This is a genomic window from Cyanobium gracile PCC 6307, from assembly GCF_000316515.1.
GTDB classification, from domain to species: domain Bacteria; phylum Cyanobacteriota; class Cyanobacteriia; order PCC-6307; family Cyanobiaceae; genus Cyanobium; species Cyanobium gracile.
In genome coordinates this window covers 1,204,413-1,226,349 of record NC_019675.1, presented here as the reverse complement: position 1 = coordinate 1,226,349, position 21,937 = coordinate 1,204,413, and the positions used below count along the sequence as shown (strand labels likewise).

At 71.5% G+C, this 21,937-nt stretch carries 18 protein-coding genes; all 18 read right to left on the bottom strand.

All coding sequences use genetic code 11. The features are described from left to right. Positions 1-3: 3 nt before the first annotated feature. A complete protein-coding gene (locus CYAGR_RS18835) occupies positions 4-609 on the bottom strand; it encodes a protein-tyrosine phosphatase family protein (protein ID WP_071881554.1) in 606 nt (201 codons plus the stop codon). Between the two features lie 22 nt (positions 610-631). Next, a complete protein-coding gene (locus CYAGR_RS05785) occupies positions 632-1,300 on the bottom strand; it encodes a hypothetical protein (RefSeq protein WP_015108852.1) in 669 nt (222 codons plus the stop codon). After that, positions 1,297-2,235 carry an exosortase/archaeosortase family protein gene (locus tag CYAGR_RS05780; protein WP_015108851.1) on the bottom strand — a complete coding sequence of 313 codons (939 nt, stop codon included), beginning with the start codon at positions 2,233-2,235 and terminating at the stop codon, positions 1,297-1,299. Before CYAGR_RS05780 ends, CYAGR_RS05785 begins: the two co-directional genes overlap by 4 nt. Continuing rightward, on the bottom strand, positions 2,232-4,169 hold the full coding sequence (locus CYAGR_RS05775) for a polysaccharide biosynthesis protein (protein ID WP_015108850.1): 1,938 nt from the start codon (positions 4,167-4,169) through the stop codon (positions 2,232-2,234). The genes CYAGR_RS05780 and CYAGR_RS05775 overlap by 4 nt, the downstream gene beginning before the upstream one ends. Positions 4,170-4,476: 307 nt before the next feature. Next, a complete protein-coding gene (locus CYAGR_RS05770) occupies positions 4,477-5,415 on the bottom strand; it encodes an MraY family glycosyltransferase (RefSeq protein WP_015108849.1) in 939 nt (312 codons plus the stop codon). Continuing rightward, the gene (locus CYAGR_RS16400) at positions 5,412-6,335 is read right to left on the bottom strand and encodes an SDR family oxidoreductase (RefSeq protein ID WP_015108848.1); all 924 of its coding nucleotides are present in this window, start codon (positions 6,333-6,335) and stop codon (positions 5,412-5,414) included. Before CYAGR_RS16400 ends, CYAGR_RS05770 begins: the two co-directional genes overlap by 4 nt. A gap of 5 nt (positions 6,336-6,340) precedes the next feature. Beyond that, positions 6,341-7,075, bottom strand: a complete 735-nt coding sequence (locus CYAGR_RS05760; protein WP_015108847.1) for a hypothetical protein — start codon at positions 7,073-7,075, stop codon at positions 6,341-6,343. Between the two features lie 28 nt (positions 7,076-7,103). Next, entirely contained in the window at positions 7,104-7,982 is an 879-nt protein-coding gene (locus CYAGR_RS05755; protein ID WP_015108846.1) for a glycosyltransferase, read from the bottom strand. Beyond that, positions 7,979-9,730: a carbamoyltransferase family protein gene (locus CYAGR_RS05750; RefSeq protein WP_015108845.1), complete on the bottom strand. Its 1,752-nt coding sequence runs from the start codon at positions 9,728-9,730 to the stop codon at positions 7,979-7,981. Before CYAGR_RS05750 ends, CYAGR_RS05755 begins: the two co-directional genes overlap by 4 nt. A 294-nt stretch (positions 9,731-10,024) precedes the next feature. After that, the gene (asnB, locus tag CYAGR_RS05745) at positions 10,025-11,845 is read right to left on the bottom strand and encodes an asparagine synthase (glutamine-hydrolyzing) (protein WP_015108844.1); all 1,821 of its coding nucleotides are present in this window, start codon (positions 11,843-11,845) and stop codon (positions 10,025-10,027) included. A gap of 5 nt (positions 11,846-11,850) precedes the next feature. Then, the gene (locus CYAGR_RS16395; protein ID WP_015108843.1) at positions 11,851-13,068 is read right to left on the bottom strand and encodes a glycosyltransferase family 4 protein; all 1,218 of its coding nucleotides are present in this window, start codon (positions 13,066-13,068) and stop codon (positions 11,851-11,853) included. After that, on the bottom strand, positions 13,065-14,099 hold the full coding sequence (locus CYAGR_RS05735) for a GDP-mannose 4,6-dehydratase (RefSeq protein WP_015108842.1): 1,035 nt from the start codon (positions 14,097-14,099) through the stop codon (positions 13,065-13,067). The genes CYAGR_RS16395 and CYAGR_RS05735 overlap by 4 nt, the downstream gene beginning before the upstream one ends. Positions 14,100-14,205: 106 nt before the next feature. After that, positions 14,206-15,009: a glycosyltransferase family 2 protein gene (locus tag CYAGR_RS05730; RefSeq protein WP_015108841.1), complete on the bottom strand. Its 804-nt coding sequence runs from the start codon at positions 15,007-15,009 to the stop codon at positions 14,206-14,208. Beyond that, positions 15,006-16,463, bottom strand: coding sequence for a hypothetical protein (locus CYAGR_RS05725; protein WP_015108840.1), 1,458 nt, complete (start codon positions 16,461-16,463; stop codon positions 15,006-15,008). The genes CYAGR_RS05730 and CYAGR_RS05725 overlap by 4 nt, the downstream gene beginning before the upstream one ends. Then, on the bottom strand, positions 16,460-17,635 hold the full coding sequence (locus CYAGR_RS05720) for a glycosyltransferase (RefSeq protein ID WP_015108839.1): 1,176 nt from the start codon (positions 17,633-17,635) through the stop codon (positions 16,460-16,462). Before CYAGR_RS05720 ends, CYAGR_RS05725 begins: the two co-directional genes overlap by 4 nt. Next, the gene (locus CYAGR_RS05715; RefSeq protein WP_015108838.1) at positions 17,632-18,939 is read right to left on the bottom strand and encodes a glycosyltransferase family protein; all 1,308 of its coding nucleotides are present in this window, start codon (positions 18,937-18,939) and stop codon (positions 17,632-17,634) included. Before CYAGR_RS05715 ends, CYAGR_RS05720 begins: the two co-directional genes overlap by 4 nt. 1 nt (position 18,940) lies before the next feature. Further along, positions 18,941-21,004, bottom strand: a complete 2,064-nt coding sequence (locus tag CYAGR_RS17730) for a glycosyltransferase (protein WP_015108837.1) — start codon at positions 21,002-21,004, stop codon at positions 18,941-18,943. Beyond that, entirely contained in the window at positions 21,001-21,936 is a 936-nt protein-coding gene (locus tag CYAGR_RS16385) for a glycosyltransferase family 2 protein (RefSeq protein ID WP_015108836.1), read from the bottom strand. Before CYAGR_RS16385 ends, CYAGR_RS17730 begins: the two co-directional genes overlap by 4 nt. Position 21,937 lies beyond the last annotated feature (1 nt).

Genomic DNA, 21,937 nt, shown 5'->3' with positions numbered 1-21,937 from the left:
GGTTCAGGGGCCCCTCTCCTCTCCAGGGAGGGGGTCCAGCTGACCGGTTCCCCGTTGCTCGCCTGGGGCCTGCCTTGCCGAGAGCAGGCCCTCGAGCATCACCAGGTGGTCATAGATCGGCATGGCCATGGGGTGGCAGCGTCGCACCCAGGCCAGGGCCGCCAGGAGATCGATCCCGCGCAGTCGGGCCGTGAGTCCAACGGCCAGCAGGGGAGAACGCTCATACCCGGCCATGCAGTGCAGATAGACGGGGGCGGCGTCGGTTACGAGCGCTTCCGCCCTCGCCAGGGCCAGGGCCAGTCTGTGGTGCAGCAGCGGCTCCTGGGCTCTGTGGTCGGGCAGGGAGATCCGGTCGCTTCTCCAGCCGGCGGGAATGATCAGGGCGGTTTCCTCCTCCTGGTAGCAGCAGCTGAAGCGACTGCGGATCCCGGCCTCCTCCAGCTGCCGCCAGTGCCTGTCGCTGCGGGGCATGGGACCGATCGCCAGCTGACCGGTGAGCACCCAGCTGCAGGGAAGGGAGCGCTCCGCCATCGGCGGCAGGGGCCGGTCGGCCGGCCTCAGGCCCTTGAGAAACCGCCGCAGGGGGCCCACCATCAGCGCGCCCTCCACGGGTGACGCCCGTTGGCTCTGCTCACGTCCGGGTTCGCAGCACCGGCTCCACCAGGCTCAGCACCTGCTGCCAGAGCCGGTCGGAGGGGGGCTCCCCTTTGGCCCCACGCAGGCTGATCAGGGTGCAGGCGTAGCTGCGATTGGGTTGGAGCCCGATCACGCGCTCGAGGGCGGCCTGCCGGCCGACCGCCAGACGGTCAGCGAGGGTGGTGAGCTGCTCGCGGGTGACCCCGAAGGGCTCCTCCAGGCCGGGGCCGGCCACCAGGCAGGTCTGGAGGGTGGGGCGATCCTGGGCCAGGCCCTGCGCCGTCGGTACCGGTGTGCCGAGCAGGCGACGCTGGCCCACGTTCAGGCTGGCATGGTCCAGGCCGATGGCGCCGGCCTGGAAGTTGAACCGCTGCCGCACCGCTCCCCCCATCAGGGTCAGTTCGAACCCGTCCCGCAGGGGCAGAACCACTGGCTCCGACGTCGCCAGCTCGTAGCTGCGCTTTGCTGGCCAGGGGGGGGTGAGGCTGGGACGGGCTGTCCCCGGCAGCAGCTGGGCTCCGCGCAGGGCCGCCTCCAGCTGCTCAGCCGGCAGGGGACGGGGGGCCGTTGGCCAGCGCGGCAGCAGGATTGCCTGGGTCGCCAGAAGGGCGGCGATGGTGGCGAGCGTGCCGTACCACCGCACCAGCAGGGGCGGCGTGATCACGCTCCCTCCCCCGGTTGCGGCGGTGCGGGCAGGGGGGGAAGTTCCCGCTCCAGCAGCCGCATGTAGACCATGCCGAAGATCAGCACCGCCACCCCGGAAAAGACCAGGGAGCCGGTGCTCTCGTGAAAGAAATCGAACAGCCAGCTCCCCTTGCCGTGGCCGTTGCCGGCGAACACGGCCAGCAGCGCGATGCGGAAGGTGTTGCAGACCAGCCCGATCACCGGTGCCACCAGCACCACCACGGTGCGGCTGGCCCAGGAGCGGATCGGAAAGGCCAGCAGGAAGATGACACCCACGCAGAGAATCTGGGCCATCAGGTCGACCCCGTTGCAGGGGCCCAGCACCCGCACCCCGCCGCCGGGCAGCAGCACGCTGCGGGCGATCACGGTCACATCGAGTCCGAGCACGCTCAGCCAGAGGCCGGAGAGGCGCGCGGTGAGCAGGCTGATGGGGGCTTCCGGCAGGGTTCGCATCAGCAGAGCGAAGGCCGGCAGCAGCATCAGGCAGAGCAGCGGATCGCGGAAACGGCCCAGGCGGGCTGGTTTCTCCGCCATCAGACCCAGGCTGAGGCCGCCGATCGGCGCCAGGGCGAACAGCAGGCCGTCCCAGTGCAGGATCAGGGCCGAGCGGGCCAGAACCCAGATCAGCAGCACGCTGCCGATGACCAGTCCCCAGCCGGCGGGGCTGGGGCGGAGTTCCTCGAACTGGTCCTCCATGCAGATCACCGCCCCTCCCCACACCAGCACGGCGAACACGGTGATGTGCTCGCTCTGGCTGCTCTGGAACACCGCGATGTTCTGGACGGCCACGGCCGCGGCCAGGGCCAGCCAGAGGTTGCGGGGCGTAGGCGGGGGAACGGCCGGGATGGCGGCCCTCCAGGCCGGGGGGATCCGCTGCAGGAAGCTGCTGGAGAGTCGCTCGATGCTGTTGGTCATCGGGCCACAGCGTCGACCAGAGGAGTGGCCGGGACGCCTTCGTCAGGATCGTATTCCGGGACCAGGCGGCGCAGCAGCAGGCTGGTGGTGGCTTCGTCCCAGTGGACGAGCGCCTCATGCAGCTGCTGGATCAATGGACTGAGCTGTTCGCTGTCCCGATGGGGTTCGGTGGCCCTGCGGATCAGCGGGTGCTGGGTGGGCTGGTCGGCGGCACTGATCAGGAGCTCCTCGTAGAGCTTCTCCCCGGGCCGCAGACCGGTGTACTGGATGGCGATGTCGCCGTCGCTGTTGTGCTCGTCGCGCACCCGCAGGCCGGAGAGCTCGATCATCTGGCGGGCCAGGTCGGCGATCCGCACCGGCTCGCCCATGTCAAGCAGGAACAGATCGCCGCCGACGGCCATGCCGGTGGCCTGCAGGACCAGCTGGACGGCCTCCGGGATGGTCATGAAGTAGCGGGTGATGGCCGGATGGGTGACGGTGACCGGCCCGCCTTTGGAGATCTGCTGGTGGAACAGGGGGATCACCGAGCCGGAGGAGCCCAGCACGTTGCCGAACCGGACCATCGAGAGGATCGGGCCACCCGCGCCGATCTCGGCGGCGGCGGCCTGGATCAGCAGTTCGCAGATGCGCTTGCTGGCCCCCATCACATTGGTGGGGCGAACGGCCTTGTCGGTGGAGATCAGGGTGAGCCGGCTCACGCCCGAGGCGCGGCTGGCGGCGATCACGGCCTCGGTGGCTCCGATGTTGTTGGCGATGCCCGCGCAGAGGTTGGCCTCCACCAGGGGAACGTGCTTGTAGGCGGCGGCATGGAAGATCGTGTCGACTCCGTGCTGGCGGCAGACGAGGGTGAGGCGGGCCGCGTCACAGGCATCGCCGAGGACGGCGTGGAGTTCGACCCCGCAGGCTTGGGAGCCCAGCTCCCGCTCGATGGCATAGAGGGCGAATTCATTGCGCTCGACCAGCAGCAGCCGGGAGGCACCCAGGGCCACGACCTGGCGGCACAGTTCGCTGCCGATCGATCCCCCGGCGCCGGTCACCATGACCACCTTGCCCTCGACGCCGGCCTTGAGCAGGACCGGGTCGGGGTTGGAGGGTTCACGGCCGAGCAGATCCTCGATCGCCACCGGCTGCAGGTCGGAGACGATCCTCTGGCCCGTGGCCATCTGGGCCAGGGAGGGGATCGAGAGCACCTCCAGGCCCCGGCGGGTGAGCTGATCCACCAGCAGCCGTTTGCGTCGCCGCGACATGGTCGGCATGGCAAGCAGGACCTTGCGCACCCCGTGGCGTTCGATCAGACGGGGCAGCCGCACGGGCGAGTGGATGGGCATGTTCTGGAGGGTCCGGCCCTGCAGGCCTTCGGCGTCGTCGAGGAAGCCGACGATGCGGAAACGGGGGTCGTTGCGCAGGGCCAGCATCAGCCCCATGCCGGAGGCCCCGGCGCCGTAGATCAGGGTGCCGTCACCCTGGGAGCCACCGGGGGAATGGTTCTCCCGCTGGTCGAGGTGATGGACGAGGACGTCGCGAAGCACGATGCGGCTGGCGATGGCCCCGCCGGTGAACAACAGCCAGTAGAGAATCCAGAAGGAGCGCGGTGGCTGGGCCCCACCGATCAATGTGCTGCTCAGCAGCAGGATCAGCACCATCGCGCCGGAGCGGGGCACCAGGCCGTAGAGGGAGTGGCTGCCGGCATAGCGGGTGAGCCCCCGGTACCAGCCGGAGACCACCAGGACGGGCAGGCCGGTGACGACGGCCAGGGGCAGCAGCAGGATCGTGGAGGGCAGGAAGCCCTTGAGGGTGGTGGCGTCCGGCAGCCGCAGGACGAAGGCCCCGAGATAGGCCGCGACGATCATCAGACCATCGAAGACCACCAGCAGCAGCCGGCGGGCCAGCAGCTGCTTCTGCACGTAACGGAGGAATGAGAGCTGGGGGATCAATCGTTCAGTTCGGCGGTGATCAACGAATCAGGAGATGAAACTGCGAAAAGACAGGTGAAGAAGCGGGAAGGAACCGATATCCGGATGATTCCAGCCGGAGACTTTTCGCCTCGATGATGGGCCTGGGTGTGGTTTCCGGTGCAGGGAAGGACATCCCAGGGAAGGAACGGCTGGAGGGATTGTCGCCGGCTGGGCTGATTGCGACTAGGCAATCCTCCTGAGATTGTCATTCTCACACAGCAATCGTGTGATGGCGGAATGGATCATGGCCCTGGCAATCCCTGCACCTGATGAGGTTACTGCCCGTTCAGGGTGAGAAGGGGACGGCCTGGTGCCGATCGAGCCACAGGCCGAGAGCCAGCTGCAGCAGCAGCAGGCCGAGTTCCAGGGGCAGGCCCCGCAGGAGCAGGGCCGCCCCCAGCAGGGCGGTGCCCCCGATGTAGAGCAGGGCTACACGGCCGTGGGGCCAGCCGGCCTGATGCAGGCGCTGGTAGAGGTGCAGGCGATGGGCCTGGAAGATCGGCTGGCCCGCGGCCAGCCGGCGCAGGACGCAGAGGCAGGCGTCCCCCAGCAGCGGGAAGCCCGCCAGCAGCAGGCCCAGGGCCAGGGCCGGTGTGGCCTGCTGCAGCACCATCCCGGCGATCACCGCCCCGAGGAAGGTGCTGCCCACATCCCCCATGAACACCCGTGCCGGGCTCCAGTTCCAGGCCAGAAAACTCACCAGGGCCCCGATCAGAGGGAGCAGGGCGTCGCCTCCTGCTGGGGCCATGGCCAGCACCGCAACGACGAGCAGCACCGAGGCACAGCCGGCGACGAGCCCATCGAGCCCATCGCTGAAGTTGACGAAGTTGACCACCGCCGTGGCCGCGAACACCGCCACCGGCACCAGCCACCACGGCAGGGCCAGGGGTGTGATCGCCACCAGGGCCCCGGCGGTGGCGATCTGGACGCCATAGCGCCAGGCGGCCGGCAGGTCGAGGCGGTCGTCCAGCAGGCCCACCAGGGCCAGCGGCAGGCAGATCAGGGGAATCCAGGCCGGCCAGCCCGCTCCCGCCAGGGGAGCCAGGCCGCAGCCGACAAGCACGAAGGCCAGGCCCCCGCCCCTGGGGGTGGGTCGCTGATGGGAGCTGCGGGCGTTCGGCTGATCCACCAGCCGGCGCCGCAGCAGGGGCAGCAGCCGGTGCAGCAGCAGCGCCCCGAGGCCGGCGCCCAGCAGCAGGAAGGCCGGGCCGTGCAGGGGGGTCATGGCACCAGGGGCAGCACGGGAAAGGGCTCCGGGGACCCGCCCAGAAGACGGTGGGCCGGCGTGAAGCCGGCCAGATCGGCGCCCATGCGCAGCACCGCCTCGAAGCGCTTCGGGGAGACCAGCAGCAGCGGCGAGGCCAGGGACAGGAACAGACGCGGTGGCAGGGCCAGCAGGCGGCAGTGGCGGGCCCGATCGTCTGGGGCGGTCGCCTCCTGCAGGCGCCGGAGCATGGCCGCATAGGTCAGGGTGTCGTCGCCGCCGAGGGGGAGGTGCACCGGCTGGGAGGGGTCAAAGCCGTCCTCGCCCAGGCGGTCGGCCAGGTGCAGGGCCACGGCGGCCAGCTGGCTGCAGTGGATCGGCTGCCGCAACCCTCCCTGGCCGGGCAGGGGCAGCAGGGGCAGGCGGCGCAGCAGCTGGCGCAGCCGGCTGAGGTTGCGATCACCCAGGGGGCCGGCCTGGCCGTAGATGAGGGTGGGGGCCAGGATCCGCAGGGGGAGGGCGTGGGCAGCGCACGTCTGGGCCAGCGACTCCTCCGCCTGCCGCAGCCGTTGCACCAGATCCCGGTCGAAGCGATTGGCGGCGAAGCGCTTGGTGATCACCGAGGAGGAGGAGCAGGCGACCACCCCCTGCAGCCGGTGGAAGCCGGCCGGGTCGCGGCGGGCCCAGCGGTCCAGCCAGGGGGCGAACGACCAGATCGGGGCAAAGCTCACCAGCAGCCCCGCCGGCACCTCAGCCCCGGCGCTGGTGTCCTCCAGGTCGCAGCGCAGGAACGGCGGTGCTGCGGCGCCGCCGGCCGGGGGCAGCGGTTCCCGTCGGCCCGCCACCACCAGCTCCCGCCCTGCGGCCCGAGCAATCAGGGCCTGACCGCTCGGGCTGGTGGCCCCGAAGAGCGTGATCGGAGCGGGCGTGGGGATGGCCAAGGGGATCAGACGCAGTTGTTGCCGTCAAGGCGCCCGTCCCATCCGGTCAGGCGCCAGAGGGAGGCCCGAAGCTGGTCGCGCCAGAGGCGCAGCTGGGATTCGGGCCGCAGATCACCGGTCTCGGCGTCGGAGCCATCCACCTGCCAGCCGGTGCCCGCATAGACGATCCGGGAGATCGCCAGGGTTCGATCGATGTGGGTCGGGGCTGTCACGATCGTGATGCGGCCCTGCTGGGGCCATTTCTGCAGCAGTCTTGCCAGATGGGTGACCTGGCCCACCGTGTCGCAGCCCGGCAGCAGCCGCACGATCCTGGAGGTGTCCCGGGGCCAGAGCTGGCGGTTCCTGAGATGGGTGGTGGTGATGGCCTGGTACTCGGCGTTGCCCTGCAGCACCAGATAGGCCCCCGGCCGGTCGCGCCAGAGCAGCAGGGCGGACTGGCTGCGCCAGGGATCCTCGATGAAGACGGAGATGACGTCCGGGTCCGGGGCGGAGCCCCTCGGGACGCCCGTGACGGCCTGCCGCAAGGGCCGGGGGGAGGTGCCCCGCTTCCCCTGCCAGGCGGGTGCGAAGAACCAGGCGAGGCTTCCGGCCACGCCCAGGGCAAGGAGCCCCAGCCGGGCCCTGCGGTTCCACCAGAGACGCTGCAGCAGCGAGCCCTCCCTCTGCCGCGGCTTTTTCTTGCGGACCCGTTGCCGCCGCGGTTCCGGTTCGGCCCCTGGTGGCCTCTCCTCCTCGGGCAAGGGAATTGCTGCGCAGGCCTGGCCAAGCTTATCGGTCCCGTCTGGGGGGGGTCTGCCCCTGCCCGGCCCCGGGCCGGCGACTCCAGAGCCGCCGGACGTAGCGCAGGACGAAGGGGAGGCCCCAGAGCCACCCGAAGGCCCGGCGGTAGGCCAGGACAACCTCATGGAGCCGCCGGCCGGTCTGCTGGCCGCTGGCCCCCGCTTCCCCCATGTGGACCAGTTCCAGATCCAGGCCCCGGGCCCTCAGATCCCGGCTGGTGCTGAGGCGCAGGAAATAGTCGAGGTCGGCGGAGAGCCGGAAGGGTTCGGCGTAGTGATCGAGCCGCCGGCGGGCCCCGGGGCCGATCAGGGTGGCCTGGTGGGGGGGGGTGGACCCCAGGAACAGGCTGAGGCGGAAGGCCCTGCAGCTGGAGAAGGCGGTGCGCCGTCCCAGCCGGGTGGCCCCGTCCGGCCCCTTGTCCGCATAGCGGCCGCTGCAGACCACCAGATCCGGCGGCTGGCCCCCGCGGGGGCCCCGCTGCGTCGCCTCCATGGCCTCCTCGAGCACGGTGCGGAAGGGCGCCCAGTCGTCACTGCCCCAGAACAGCAGCCAGTCCTCCGGGGGCGCCTCCCGGAAGCCCTGGTTCATGGCCCCGAAGATGCCGGGGAGCGCAGGATCCTGGGGTTGCCAGCGGAAGCGGTGGTCCCGGTGGCAGAGGGCTTCCAGCCAGGCCCGGTGCTCCGTTCCGCTGGGCCCGTCGATGAACAGCACCTTCCAGTGGGGCCAGCTCTGGCGCTGCAGGGAGTTCACCAGCCGCGGCAGCAGCTGGTGGGAATCGAGGGTGGGCACGATCAGCGTGAGCCCGGCGGCGGCGCCGTCGGGCGGCGTGGTGCCGGTGGCGGGGCCGGGTGGCGGCGTGGCGCTCACCCCTGCCGGCGGATCAGCACGTCGCCGAGCACGAGCAGATCCATGCGGGTGCGCAGGAAACAGTCGAGGGCCTGGGCGGGGGTGCAGACGATCGGTTCGTTCTCATTGAACGAGGTGTTGAGCACCATCGGCACGCCGGTGAGGTCGGCGAAGGCCCGGATCAGGCGGTAGTAGCGGCCGTTATCCGCCGCGTTCACGGTCTGGAGCCGCCCGCTGCCGTCCACGTGGGTGACGGCCGGGATGCGGGGGCGCTGCTCCTCGCGGATCGGGTACACCTGCATCATGAAGGGGACCTCCCCGTCGAGGCTGAACCACTCGCCCACCGCCTCAGCCAGCACCGAAGGGGCGAAGGGGCGGAACGATTCCCGGCGCTTGATCTTGAGGTTGAGGATGTCCTTCATGTCGGCGCGTCGGGGGTCCCCGAGGATCGAGCGGTGGCCCAGCGCCCTGGGTCCCCATTCCATGCGGCCGTCGAACCAGCCGATCACCAGCCCCTCGGCGATCGCGCCAGCCACCTGCTCGCACAGGACCCCCTCCTCCGGCCGCTGCAGGCTGCATCCGGCCTGCTCCAGGGCCTCACGGGTGTCCGCTCTGGCCAGGAGCTCCTCCACTTCGCCGGGGGCCGGCTGGCTGCCCAGGTAGGCATGGCGCATCGGCGTGGAACGGGGCCCGCCCAGACCGTGCCAGACCTCGAGGGCGGCGCCGAGGGCGCCCCCGGCATCGCCGGCGGCCGCCTGGACGTAGACGCGCCGGAAGGGGGTGGCCAGGGTCACCTTGCCGTTGGCCACCGAGTTGGCGCCGCAGCCCCCGGCGATGCAGAGCTGGTCGCTGGGGTGGCTGCGGTGCAGGGCCCGCAGCAGGTGGAAGAAGGCCTCCTCGTACATCGCCTGGGCCGAGCGGGCGATGTCCATGTGGTGCTGCTCCAGCGGCTGATCCGCCCGGCGGGCGGGGCCGAGCAGGGCTTCCAGCTCCTGGCTCCAGTGGCTGCCCACCACCGGGGCACCATGGCTCCATTGGTGGGGCAGCTTCTGGGTGGCATGCAGGAAGTAGCGCAGATCGAGGCGGTAGGTGCCGTCCTCCTGCAGTTGCACGATGCGGCGCATCGCCTCCATCCGGGTGGGCTGGCCGTAGGGCGCCAGTCCCATCACCTTGTATTCGTCGCCGTAGTTGGGGAAGCCCAGGTACTGGGTGATCGCCGTGTAGAAGGCGCCGAGGGAATGGGGAAACCAGATCTGGCGATCGAGGCTGAGCTGGGTTCCCTGGCCATGGCCCCACGCGCCGCTGGCGAAGTCGCCGAAGCCGTCCACGGAGATCACCGCCGCCTCCTCGAAGGGGGAGGCGAAGAAGGCCGAGGCCAGGTGGGCCCGGTGGTGCTCCACGAAGTGCAGCTGGGCCCTGATCGCGGCCCCGGGGAAGGCCTGGGCCAGCTGCTGGCCCAGATCGGCCCGTTCCCGCTTGTTGCGCCAGCGGGCGACCAGGAAGCGGGGATCGGGACGGTGCCCCAGGGTGTAGGCCACCTTGCGCCAGCGGTGGGCCCCCGGCTGGGAATTGATGGCGACGTGGTCGAGGTCGGCCGGCCCGACGCCGGCATCGGCCAGGCACCAGGCGATGGCCTGGCTGGGGAAGCCGGCCCAGTGCTTGATGCGGCGGAAGCGTTCCTCCTCGGCCGCGGCGACGATCACCCCGTCTCGCACCAGGGCAGCGGCCGCATCGGCGTGGAAGGCATTGATGCCCAGAATGAGCGTCATGGAGCTGGGGAACCGGACGGCGGGTGGAGGACGGGCTGGACGGAAGCGGCCCCGCGATCGGGGGTGGGCGGAACCCTGTCCGGGCCAGAGGCGCTGGGGCCGTCCCGATGGTCCCCACCATCCTGTCGGGCTCGACATCCCCGCTCGGACGGCCGGATCAAGGGATGGACCGGATCAAGGGATGGAGATGGGCACTGGATGACACCGCGGAGACGACGTCCGCCGGCGGCGAGATTCTAGGCGACCTTTCTGGAGCCATCCCGACCATCGCGGGCGGCCACGCCGGGAACCGGCTCATGGGCGGGGCGCCGGCGAAAGGCTGAGGCCGAGGTGCGCCTGCAGCCAGTGCTGGAGCACCATCAGGCTCCAGCGCCTGTACCAGGGCGCCAGATCGATCCCCCGGGGTGTCGAGGGCAGCCGCAGGGCCAGGGGCGACGCCGGGTCGTCCAGCCAGAGCTGAAACGGGAAGCGGAACCCCTGCTTGGGGCGGTTCAGGAACCAGTCGGGCAGCTCCGGCACGCTGCGGGCCAGCAGCTGCTTGCCCTCCGCCAGCCGCAGGGCGGCGGGGATCGGAGCCAGCCGGCGCTGCAGCTGGGCGTCCACCAGGGGCAGGCGCAGCTCCAGCCCGGCGGCCATCGCCATGACGTCGCTGTCCGGCAGCAGCTGGTTGCGGAGGTAGCGGGTGCCCTCCAGCCAGGCCACCCCTTCGCGGCCCCCCGGCGCTGCGCCGTTGCCATCGGCGGTCGACGGCACGGCAGCGGGCTCAGGGCGGAGCCCCCAGTGCGCCAGCAGACGCTCGGTCTCTGCGGGGGAGAACAGGCCCCGGAAGCAGCCGTAGGCCCCGGCCAGGGAGGCGGGTGCCTGCAGGAGCCCGGCGATCCGCTGCAGCCGGGCGCGGCGCCCCTGGGGCATCCGCTGCAGCAGCCACGCCGCCGGTGGACCGGCGGGACCGATCAGGCGCCGCCACCGCCGCAGCTTCGGCACCATCCGGAAGCTGGGGTAGCCGCCGAACAGCTCATCCCCGCCGAGCCCGGAGAGGGCCACCTTCAGCCCGTGCTCCGTGGCCAGCTTGGAGACACACCAGGTGTTGTAGCCATCGATGGAGGGCTGGTCCTGGCTGGCCAGGAAGGCCGGCAGCCACTGGCGGGCCTGGTCGGCGCTGAGGTTCAGGGGGGTGTGATGGGCCCCGAAGTGGGCGGCGATGCGGGCTGCCGGCCCGGATTCATCGAAACCACCGGCGCCCGGCGTCTGGAAGCCGATGGTGAAGGTGTGCAGGCCCCGGGGGGCGAGCGCCAGCAGGGAGGCGGAATCGAGCCCGGCGCTGAGGAACAGCCCCACCGGCACATCGCTGACCATGTGGGCCGCCACCGAATCCTCGAGGGCCGAGCGGGTGAGGGCCACCGCCTCGGCGGCCGCCATGGAGCCGGCGCCGGTGGCGCCCACGAGGCTCTCCGGCAGAGCCCCCCAGGGCTGCACCGTCAGCCGACCCTGGCGCCAGGTGGCGGCGTGGCCGCAGGGCAGGCGCTGCACCCCCGCCACCAGGGTGTCGGGCTCACTCACCGAGCCGGTGGCCAGGTAGCGCCCCAGGGCCCGGCGGTTCAGGGGCGGCGCCTCGCCGTCGGCGGCCAGCAGGGCCCGCAGCTCCGAGGCGAAGGCGAGGCAGCCCCCCGGGCCGCTGCGCAGGTAGAGCGGCTTGATGCCGTGGGGATCGCGGGCGAGCAGGGCACTGCGCTCCCGGGTGTCGTAGAGGCAGAAGGCGAACATGCCCCGCAGCGCCTCCAGCCCGTCCAGGCCCCGGCTCACCAGCCAGGCCAGCAGCACCTCCGTGTCGCCGCTGCCCCGGAAGCGCTGGCCCTCCGCCTCGAGCCGGCGGCGCAGTTCGCCATGGTTGTAGATCTCGCCGTTGAACACCAGCTGCCAGCGGCCGCAGGCGGAGGCCATCGGCTGGTGGCCCAGGGGGGAGAGATCCAGGATCGCCAGGCGCCGGTGCACCAGGCAGGCGTTGGCGTCCTGCCAGACGCCGGCATCATCCGGCCCCCGGTGGGCGAGTCGCGGGCCGACCCTGGCGGCGAAGTCGCCCGGGTCCTTCCCCAGCTGGCCCGCGATGCCGCACATGGGCCCTAGGCCTCCCGCAGAGAGGGAATCCTCCCGGGGGCGACCGCCTCCAGGTGGGCCAGGAAGGTGCGCCGGGCCGCCTGGGGGCTCGCCTGCTCCCGCACCCAGGTGAGCGCGCCGGCGGAGAGGCGTCCGCGCCGGTCCCGATCGATGCTGATCGCCGCGATCGCCGCCGCCATGGCGGCGGCGTCACGGGCCACCAGCTGGCCGGTGCGGTCGTCGATCACGTAGTCCTCCGGTCCGCCGCAGCGGGTGCTCACGACCGGGACGCCGCAGGCCATGGCCTCGAGGGCCGCGATGCACAGCCCCTCCTGGTGGGAGGGGATCACAAACACATCCAGCGTCTGCAGCACCTCCGCCAGGGCGGCGGGGGCCAGGCAGGGGAGGCAGCGCACCCGCTCGGCCAGTCCCATCGCCACCAGGGGGCCGCGCAGGCGGTCGACGTCCTGCTCGCCCGCCAGCACGAGCTCGACGGGGTGGCCGGCGGCGACGAGGCGGGCCACGGCCTCCAGCAGCAGGGTGATGTGCTTGCGGGGGTCCCCGTAGCGCCCGGCGAAGCCGACGCGCCAGGGCACCAGCCGCTCCGGGGCGGGGCGGAAGACGGCGGGATTCACCGGCATCCGCATCACCCCGTCCATCGGCCGGTGGGCCAGCGCCTCCAGGGCCCTGGCCGTGTAGCCGCTCAACGCCAGGATCCGGCCCCGGGGGGCCCGCAGCACCTGGCTCTCCAGCCGCTGCAGCACCGGTCCGTTGAGCATCCGGTCGAGCAGCCGCCGGGGCCGGGAGAAGCCCCGGACGCGATCGACCCGATCCTCCTTCCAGGGGGTGGCCACCCACGCCAGGAAGGGGATCCCCAGGCGGGCGAAGGGGACGGCGCAGAGAGGATTGCCCGTCACCGAGAGGTGCAGGTCGCAGCCGGCCACCAGCTCCCTCCAGGCCCGCCGCGGCAGGTAGTGGGTGAACTCCAGCTCCGGCAGCCAGGCCCCCAGGCCATGGCCCTCATGGTCGCCGTAGACGCGGCGCTCCATCCGGCCGGGGCGCCGGCCGCTGGCGAGCGCATGCAGCGGCACCGACAGACGCGGATGGGTGCTCCAGGGCGCATACCAGGCGAACACGGGCTCGATGTCGAGCTCCTCGAGCATCCGGGTGACGGCGGTGGTCATGGCGGGCACGCCGCCGTCCACCGGTTCGATGGTGCTGACCAGGGCCCGGGGCCGCCTCATTGCCTGAGCCAGCCGAACAGGTCGCGGTTGTCGCGGACCCAGCGGATCAGGTGGCGCACGCCCGCATCGACGCTGATCTCGGGCGCCCAGCCCAGCTGCTCGGAGGCCTTGGTGACATCGCAGATGAACACGGGCTGGTCGCCCGGCCGGGACTGGCCGCTCAGGGGCGTGAGCGTGATGGCCAGCTCCTCCTCCAGGAAGCGCAGCAGATCCCGCAGGCAGAGGGTGTTGACCGGCCCGCCGCCGATGTTGAAGGCCTGGCCGCTGATGCGGTCGCGGCTGTGCCAGGCGGCCTCATAGGCCCGGGCCAGGTCGCGTACGTCGAGCACGTCGCGGGTCTGCCAGCCGTCGCCGTAGAGGGTGATCGGCCGCTCCAGCAGGGCGGCGATGCTGAACCAGGCCACCCAGCCCTGGTCCTCGATGCCGAACTGGCGGGTGCCGTAGATGCAGGACTGGCGGAAGGCGCAGGTGTGCAGGTCGTAGATGCGGGCGTAGTCGATCGTGTACTGGTCGGCGACCCCCTTCGAGCAGCCGTAGGGGGAGTGGAAATCCAGGGGCTGGGTTTCCGGCACCCCGGAGGGGAGATCGCGGAAGCGATAGCCGTGGGGGGTCATCTCCACCGGCACCGTTTCCATGCCGCCGTAGACCTTGTTGGTGGAGGCGTAGAGCACGAAGCTCTCGGGGGAATGGAGCCGCACGGCCTCCATCACGTTGAAGGTGCCGAGGGCGTTGATCTCGAAATCCTCCCTTGGGTTGGTGTAGGAGGTGGTGACCGCCACCTGGGCCGCCAGGTGCAGCAGCATCGACGGACGCACGGCGGCCACCACCTCCGCGAGGGCCCCGGCCTGGCGGATGTCGATCCGGTGGAAGGCGATGGCGGGATGCTGATCGAGAAGCCAGCGGAGGTTGTCCTCGGTGCCCCGGCGGGAGAGGTTGTCGAGGATCGCCACCTCCCACCCCAGGGAGGCGAAGTGCTGGGCGGCGTTGACGCCGATGAATCCGGCGCCGCCGGTGATCAGGATCGAAGGCATCGAGAAGAGCGGGGCGGGGGAATCAACGAAGGACTCGAAGGGGGCAGTCCGGCGGTCCGGCCGGACCTTAATCCAACTGCCAGATCCTGCAGGGCCCTGTGGGCATTCACGGGGGAGTCGAGAGGCTGCAGCGGCCCTCCAGGAGCATCAGATGGAGCAGCAGTTCGGCATACATGCGTTGCTGGGCGTAGGCCCAGCCGCGCCAGCCCTCCAGGAGCCCCCCCTTCCAGATCAGGCAGAACAGCAGGGCCGCCAAGGGGGCCAGGGGGGTGTGCTTGCGCAGCCGATCCGCCGGGGACAGCTGGCTGGAGGGGGTGGCCCGCAGCTTGGCCGCCTCGATCGCCAGGTAGGAGCCCTGGGAGGCCAGCCAGCGCTGCAGGGGTTTGCGGTCGTCGTGGAAGATCGGCTGCCGCAGCCGCCCCACGGGCCCCGAGAGGACGATGCGGTGGCCATGGCCGTCGTTGCGATAGCGGCCCAGCCCCGGGCGGTAGAGGCTGGTGCGGGGGGGCAGCATGCCGCTGCGCAGGGGCCGGCCGCCGATGCAGTATCGGAATGGGATGGCATAGCCGGCCATCGCGGTGGCCGCCGGATCCCTGATCACCGCCTGGATTTCAGCGGCCAGCGGCGGCGGGATCAGATAGTCCGCATCCAGGCTCAACACCCAGGGGGAGGTGATCTGGTTGAGGCCGAAGTTGCACTGGTCGGCGAAGCTGTCGAACGGCCGATGCAGCACCCGCACCGCCCCATGGCCGGCGAGGATCGAGAGGGTGGCATCGCTGCTGCCGCTGTCGATCACCAGGATGGAATCCACCCAGCCCAGGTGGTCGAGGGTGCGGCCGATGTTGGCCTCTTCGTTGTGGGTCAGGATCAGGGCGGTGAGGAGCGGCGTGGCGGGCTCGTTCCGACTCATGTTTGGGGCTGGGAGTGCTGCTCCAGAAGGATCTGCTGCTGGCGTCGCTGCTCCTGCCACAGCGCCCACTGCTCCTGCTGCTGGGACACGAGGGTGGGAATGGCCAGGAAGGAGCCGAGGGACAGACTCATCAGGATGAGTACGAAGGGGTCGCCGTAGAGCTGGGCGGCGGAGAAGAATGCCGGCACGTTGGCCAGGGCGAAGGACATGAGCCCCATCAGCAGGGCCGAGGTGGACTGGGGCAGTTGCTTCAGCAGTCGGAAATTGCGCAGCAGCACGAGGCCCAGCAGCACCAGGAGCACCCCGAGCACCACCATGCCGGGGACGCCCAGTTCGAGGATGAGGCGCCCGCCTCCCCCCTCGGAGACGAAGGCCACACTCTGGATGGCATCGCGGGCCGCGTTCCTCACCAGGCCCCCCGTGCTGGCGCCGGCACCCACCCCCATGCCGATGCCGTCGGAGATCTCGATGGCCCGCAGGGTGGCGCCGATGCCCTGGGAATCGAAGCGCTCGACCAGATCCTGCTGGATGGTCAGCGAGCGGTTGGTGTACTCGCCGAAGTTCTCGCCCAGATTCTCGGAGAGGATGAAGGCATAGAGGGGGTAGGCGATCCCGGCCACCCCGAGCACGCTCGAGATCACCCTCTCCTTGGAGGCGGGGCTGGCCCGCCGGCTGAAGAGCAGCAGGTAGACGGCCACGAACGCCAGGATCAGCACCTGGGCCTTGCGCCGGCCGGTGAGGAGCGTCAGGAAGGCGAAGCCTGCCGCCAGCAGCAGGAGCCCGAACTGGTTGGTGGGTTTCTGGCTGGCGATGCCCATCGATGCGGCGATGCAGGCCGCCGCCGACAGCTGCCAGGAGGCGATCTCACTGGTGCGCCAGAAGCCGGAGGCTCCCTGGGCGGAGAAGCCGTGGCGGAAGGTGATCAGCAGGCCCTCGCCCACTTCCTTGAGGGTGGGATGGTCAACCCCCTGGAAGCTGAGGTAGACGGTGAAGCCCATCACCGTCGAACCGATCAGGTAGAGCGTCAGCAGGCGCTTGAGGAGCGGCAGGGAGCAGCCCACCTGGAAGCCCACCCAGAGACCGAAGGCCGGGGCCAGGTAAAAGGCTGCTCCGATGGCGGTGAGGCGGATGTCGGAGAAGCGGGCGAAGCTGTTGAGGCTCTGCAGGGCGATCAGGGCGAAGTAGATGCTCACCCAGCCGTCGAACTGCGGCACGGTCCAGAACATGGCCCGCAGGTTGAATCGGCCCGCCCGCTCGAGCAGCACCGCGCCGCACAGGGCAAAGCCGATCAGCACGAGACCCACCATGTAGCCGGGCTGGTCCGGGGTGATCTTGCGCAGGGGATCCTGCACAAAGCCGATCAGCAGGGTGACCATCAGGCCGGCACGCCAGTCGCCATCCAGAAGGACGGCGGCCAGGGCCCCGAAGAGCACGATCAGCAGGAGGATGGTCATCGGCCGGCGGAGGAGTTCAGCACCTGGCGGTAAGCGTCACGCAGCTGAAGGGCGATCGTGTTCCAGGAAAAGTCCTTCTGAGCCAGATTAAGGGCGGACGCCCGCATGGACAGGGTGGGCCGCTCCAGGGCGGTGGTCAGGGCCCGGGCGAGGGCTTCGGGGTCGCTGCCGCAGACCAGGCCGGCGCCGCAGCGCTCCACGTCGGCGGCCACGGCCACCTCGGGGGACAGGATCACCGGTGTGCCGGCGGCGAGGGCCTCCACGGCGGCGATGCCGAAATTCTCCGCCGCCGATGGCAGCACGTACCAGTCGGCCGTCTGCAGCGCCCGCCACTTGGCCTCCCCCTCCACGAACCCCAGCCAGCGGCAACGGGCCTCCAGGCCCTGCCGCCGGCAGCGCTCCTGCAGGCCTGCGACATAGCGCGGCTCCCCGTCGCCGGCGATGGCCAACTCCCAGGGCGCATCCGGCCGGTGCCGCTGCAGCAGGGCCAGGGCGTCCAGCAGGTTTTCCAGTCGCTTCTTGGGGTGCAGCCGTGACAGGAACAGAAAGCGGACCGGTGCGGTGCCATCCCGGTCGCCCGCCGCCGCCGCCCCTTCGGGGCCGCGCACCCCCAGGGGCAGCACCAGGGTGGGGGGAGCCAGGCCGAGGGCGGCGGCCTCGTCCCGCTCGGCGCCGGTGGTGAAGTGCAGGGCGGCCGCCCGCTGCAGGTTGCGCCGTTCGATCAGGCGCAGCATCAGCCGCTTGCGGCCGCGGCTCTGGGCCAGGCTCCACGGACTCAGCTGGCCGATGCTGCGCAGGATGTAGGGAACGCCGGCCCAGCGGGCCTGGGCCATGGCGCTCGTGGAGGGGTAGGAGAACAGGGCATGGATGTGGAGCAGGTCGTAGTCCTCCAGGTGGCGGGCCAGCCAGAGGCTGAGTCCGGGACTGATGGCGAACTCCCGCAGGGCAGCGACGGGTGGACTCCAGCGGGGAAAGGCCAGCACCGGCACCCCCTGGTGCTGCTGCCAGCGGCCGGTGACCAGCTCGGGGTGCAGCCCCGGGCCATGGTCGTTGGTGGTGAGGATCGCCGCATCCACCTCCTGGAGCCGCAGGGCCGCCACCATCTCGATCACGGCCCGGCTGGGGCCACCCCGCAGCGGGCTGATCGAGGGGATGACATGGAGCACCCTCATGGCGCCGGGCGAACCGCCAGGAAGTCGTCGAAGGCCGCCCCCCAGGCCCCGGCCACGGCAGGGGCGGCGTAGGCGGCGATGGCCTCACGGTGGTGGCGGTGGCGCTCCCGGAACCAGCCGCCCCGCTCCCGCAGGGCCACCAGGGCGTCGAAAATGGCTGCGCTGCTCTCGATGTCGCAGTAGATCCCCTTCTCCAGTCCTTCGACGATCGCCTGCAGCGGGTTGCCGGCCGGTCCGGCCACCAGCACCGGCGTGGCATGGGGCAGGTATTCGAAGAACTTCGAGGGCAGGTTGTCGGTGTGGCGCGGGCCGATCAGCACCAGCAGGCCATCGGCGGCCTCCGCCAGCTGATGGGAGCGTTCGTTGCTGACGGCGGCGTGGATCGTGACGTCCTGGCGCAGGAGGGGGTCGCTGCCGATGGCCGCCCGGGCCGCTTCGTAGAGATAGCCGTAGAGCAGGATCCGCAGCCCGCCGCGCGCCTCGGCCCGCCAGCGCCGCCCGGCCTCCAGCAGCGGCTCGATCGGCCGCCAGGGGCCCAGGTTGCCGGGGTGGAACAGCGTCAGCGGAGCAAGGGGTCGCTCCGGCACCCCCCCGCCGGCCGGGCCGCCGCTCACGCTGGCCGGAGGGGCCGCGGGAGTCTCACCGGGATCGAAGCAGTCCGGCAGGAACCGGGCCGGCGTGTCGCCCAGCAGCCCCTGCTCCCGGTAGCGCTCCAGGGTGAGGGGCGAGGCGAACACGGCCCCCGCGGCGGCGGCCAGCACGGCCCGCTGGCGCTCGGGGTGGGCCGGGTGGAAGCGTCCCTTCTCCCGGTGGCCGAAGGGATCGTCATAGATGGCGATGAAGGGTCTGCCGAGCCGCGCGGCCACCTCGTGGGCCACCTCGAGCACGCGGAAATCCGGACAGATGCCGGCCACCACATCGATGGGGAGGCGCGCCGCCGTCTCCAGGGCCGTGGCCCTGAGGCCCTCGAGGGCATGGGTCTGGGGGTCGTGGTGGCCCAGCTGCTCCAGCAACCGATGGATCAGCTGGCGCAGGCCGAACCAGAGGTACAGCAGCGAGCCGGGCCGGCGCCGGTTCCTGCGGATGGCACAGCGCTGGGAGCGGGACACCTGTCGGCTGTAGTGGCAGAAGCGCTCCTGGCCCCGCAAGGGTTCCGGGGTGACCGCATCCAGCCGGGGGTCGGGGCCGACGACATGGAACTCCCAGCCGGCCGCCGGCAGATGGGGGAGGAGCTTGGCGTAGCGGCGGGCCTGGACGCCGCCGCCCCCCGGCGGCTGGAGGGAGAGGATCAGGGCCCTGGCCATCTCAGCGCCGCTCCAGCAGGGCCAGCCCCACCAGGATCCCCTCGGCGGCGTTCGCCACGCTGAAGCGGCTGTTGACGAGCTCCCGGGCCGCCTGCCCCATCCTGGCGGCGGCCGCCGGATCGGCGGCCATCCGGCCCATGGCCGCGGCCAGGGCCGCCGGCTGGCCGGCGGGGCTCACCAGGCCCGTGCGGCCCTCCAGCACCAGGTCCTCGGCGCAGCCCACCTGGTCGCTCACGATCGCCGGCAGCCCGCAGGCCATGGCCTCATTCACCACCAGCCCCCAGGTCTCGCCGTGGTCGGAGGGCAGCACCAGGGCGTCGGCCACCGCATAGGCCGAGGGCATGGCCGACTGGTTCAGGAAGCCGGCGAAACTCACCGGCAGGGCGTGCTGGCGGGCCAGTGCCCTGCAGGCTTCCTCCAGGGGGCCGCTGCCCACGATCAGCAGATGCACCGGCGGGGGCAGTGGGTCCATCAGCAGCAGCCGCAGCGCTTCGAGCAGGTCGAGGGGCCGTTTCTTGGGCTGGAGCTTGCCGGCGAACAGGAAGCAGAAGGCCTCCCGGGGGACAGACCAGTCCTGGCGCAGCGCGTCCCGGCGGGGGCGCAGGGTCGCGGCCCGCTCCGCGAAGTAGGCGTTGTCGACGAAGTGGGGTGACGGCACCAGCCGCTCCTGGGGGACCCCGAACTGGCGGTACCAGCGGGCATTGGCCGTGCCCACCGGAAGGCCCACCGACACCCCCCGGAACAACAGCCAGTAGGCGAGGTTCAGGGGCCAGGGCCTGGGACGGAAGGCGTTGGAATCCATTCGCAGCAGCACCGGCAGGCCCTGCAGACGGGCGGCGATGAACAGCTGCACCATGCCCAGGAAGTGCCAGCCGGTGAGCAGCAGGGCATCGGGACGCTGCCGGGCCGAGCCGAAGCCCAGCTCCCCGAAGGGCCGGGCCAGCCAGACGCCCCGGTAGCCGGAAGTGATGCCGCGGCCCCGGCCACTGGCGGCCCGGTGCCAGGGGTAGCCCTCCAGCAGCGGCACGTCCCACTCGAAGGCGACGCCGAATCCAAGCCCCTGGGTGCGGGCGTCCGGGAGGGTGAGGTAAAGCACCTCCGTGGCCACGCCGGGGGCGGCGGCCAGGGCCTGGAACAGGGGCGTCTGGTACTGCACTGGATGGCTGCCGGCGATCAGCAGCCGCCGCCGGCGAGTGGGCAGCAGGGCCGGGCCCTTGCGCTGCAGCCGCAGGGCCCAGAGCAGGCCGCGCCCTTCGGCGATCAGGGTGGGGGGGATCCACCAGGGATGGCGCAGGTGGTGGCGACTGCGCACTGACCCCAGCCAGCCGCGCAGGCAGGCCGCCAGGGCCGCCGGAAGGGGCTGGGTGCGCAGCTGGAAGTAGTACCGGCCCACGGCGTGGTCGGGCTTCACCGTGGTGAGGTGCTTGCCGTAGCTGCGCGTGCCGCCGCGCTCGGCCCGGAGGTGGTGGATCAGGGCACCGGGCACGTACAGGATCGGATGGCCGGCCTGGCGCCAGCGAAAGGCGAATTCAGCCTCGAAGCGGTAGGCCACCCGCACGAAATTCTGGTCGAACCCCCCCAGCTCCAGGGCCAGCCGCCGAGGGATGGCCACGTTGCCCCCCATGAATTCCTCCACGGAGCGGGGCCGCAGGCTGTTGAACAGGAAGGGCCCGTCCTCCGGATCGCTCTGGCCCCCGTGCCAGGGCTGCAGCACCCGCCCGGCCAGCATGGCGCCGGGGTCGGCCGCCCCGGCCCGTTCGTGGGCGTTGAGCAGCTCCGGGTCCGGCAGGATGTCGTCGTCGAGGAACAGCACCCGCTCGCCGCGGGCCTCCTGCAGGGCCACGTTCATGGCGCCGGTGATCGAGGGGGTCGGCAGCCGCAGCCACCGGATCCGTCCTTCCGCCTGCCAGGCAGCCAGCCGGGCCTCGCAGCCGGGGTCGTGGCGGGGCGTCTGGTCGACGACCAGCAGCTCGAACGGAGGTGGATCCAGCGCCAGCAGGGCGGCAACGCTGTCGATCAGCACCTGATCGCGGCCGAAGGTGGGAATGGCGACGCTGAGGGTCATGGCAGGGTGGCCAGCTTGAGCCGGGCCTTGAGGTGCCAGGGGTTGAGGGCCAGGGCCTGGCGCAGGTAGCGGCGGGCCAGGTCCGGGTGCTCGCGGCTGAGGCAGGCGCCGATGAAGTAGGCCCCATCGGCCTGGCGGCGGGGGTCGGGTATCGAGCCGCGGCAGTGCTGGCTCAGCGCCTCGGCCTCGGCCAGCACGGGCCCCTCCTCCCGGCCTGATCGTCGCGCCTCGGTGGCCGCGACGATCAGGCCATGGAAAGCGTCCTGTTCCCGGCGCCGGGAGCCGCTGATCGATCCAGGGGAGAGGGTGGCCTCGTAGAGCACCTCCGGCACGACCAGGTGCTTGCCGAGCTCCACCATGCGGCTCCAGAGATCGATGTCCTGGGCGAAATAGAACATCGGCCGATAGCCCCCGGCGCGCTCGTAGGCGCTGCGACGCATCATCACCGAGCCGTGGATGGCGGGCCCGGTGAGGCCATCGGCCAGCTCCGCGGGCTCCGGCGCGTTGACGCGCACGGTGGCCCCCTCCGGCACCACCAGGCGCACGTGGGTGGAGCAGAGACTGGCTTCCGGGTTCTCCTCCAGGCAGCGCAGCTGCCGCTGCAGCCGGCTCGGCAGGGAGAGGTCGCCGGCGTCCTGGCGGGCGATGAATTGGCCGCGGGCCAGCTGGCAGCCCTCGATCAGGGAGCGGGTGAGGCCCCGTCCCGGCCGATCCAGCACCCGCAGCCGCGGCTCGGTGGCGGCCCGGGCGGCGAGCAGGGCGCCGGTGTTGTCGCTGGAGCCGTCGTTGATCACCACGATCTCCAGGTCCACCCCCTCCTGGGCGGTCAGGGAATCGAGGGTCGCGGCGAGGCTGGCGGCGCCGTTGCGAACCCCCATCACCACCGACACCATCGGGGCCGTGCCGGATTCGTGCTCCACAGGCTCGTGCATC

What these genes read in the sequence shown, in the direction of transcription:
- CYAGR_RS05730 (WP_015108841.1), bottom strand. Translation starts at nt 15,009, where the DNA reads ATGAGTCGGAACGAGCCCGCCACGCCGCTCCTCACCGCCCTGATCCTG.
- CYAGR_RS16395 (WP_015108843.1), bottom strand. Translation starts at nt 13,068, where the DNA reads ATGAGGCGGCCCCGGGCCCTGGTCAGCACCATCGAACCGGTGGACGGC.
- CYAGR_RS05725 (WP_015108840.1), bottom strand. Translation starts at nt 16,463, where the DNA reads ATGACCATCCTCCTGCTGATCGTGCTCTTCGGGGCCCTGGCCGCCGTC.
- CYAGR_RS05770 (WP_015108849.1), bottom strand. Translation starts at nt 5,415, where the DNA reads ATGACCCCCCTGCACGGCCCGGCCTTCCTGCTGCTGGGCGCCGGCCTC.
- asnB (WP_015108844.1), bottom strand. Translation starts at nt 11,845, where the DNA reads ATGTGCGGCATCGCGGGCCAGCTGGGGAAGGACCCGGGCGACTTCGCC.
- CYAGR_RS05715 (WP_015108838.1), bottom strand. Translation starts at nt 18,939, where the DNA reads ATGGCCAGGGCCCTGATCCTCTCCCTCCAGCCGCCGGGGGGCGGCGGC.
- CYAGR_RS05750 (WP_015108845.1), bottom strand. Translation starts at nt 9,730, where the DNA reads ATGACGCTCATTCTGGGCATCAATGCCTTCCACGCCGATGCGGCCGCT.
- CYAGR_RS05735 (WP_015108842.1), bottom strand. Translation starts at nt 14,099, where the DNA reads ATGCCTTCGATCCTGATCACCGGCGGCGCCGGATTCATCGGCGTCAAC.
- CYAGR_RS16385 (WP_015108836.1), bottom strand. Translation starts at nt 21,936, where the DNA reads ATGCACGAGCCTGTGGAGCACGAATCCGGCACGGCCCCGATGGTGTCG.
- CYAGR_RS05720 (WP_015108839.1), bottom strand. Translation starts at nt 17,635, where the DNA reads ATGAGGGTGCTCCATGTCATCCCCTCGATCAGCCCGCTGCGGGGTGGC.
- CYAGR_RS17730 (WP_015108837.1), bottom strand. Translation starts at nt 21,004, where the DNA reads ATGACCCTCAGCGTCGCCATTCCCACCTTCGGCCGCGATCAGGTGCTG.
- CYAGR_RS05780 (WP_015108851.1), bottom strand. Translation starts at nt 2,235, where the DNA reads ATGACCAACAGCATCGAGCGACTCTCCAGCAGCTTCCTGCAGCGGATC.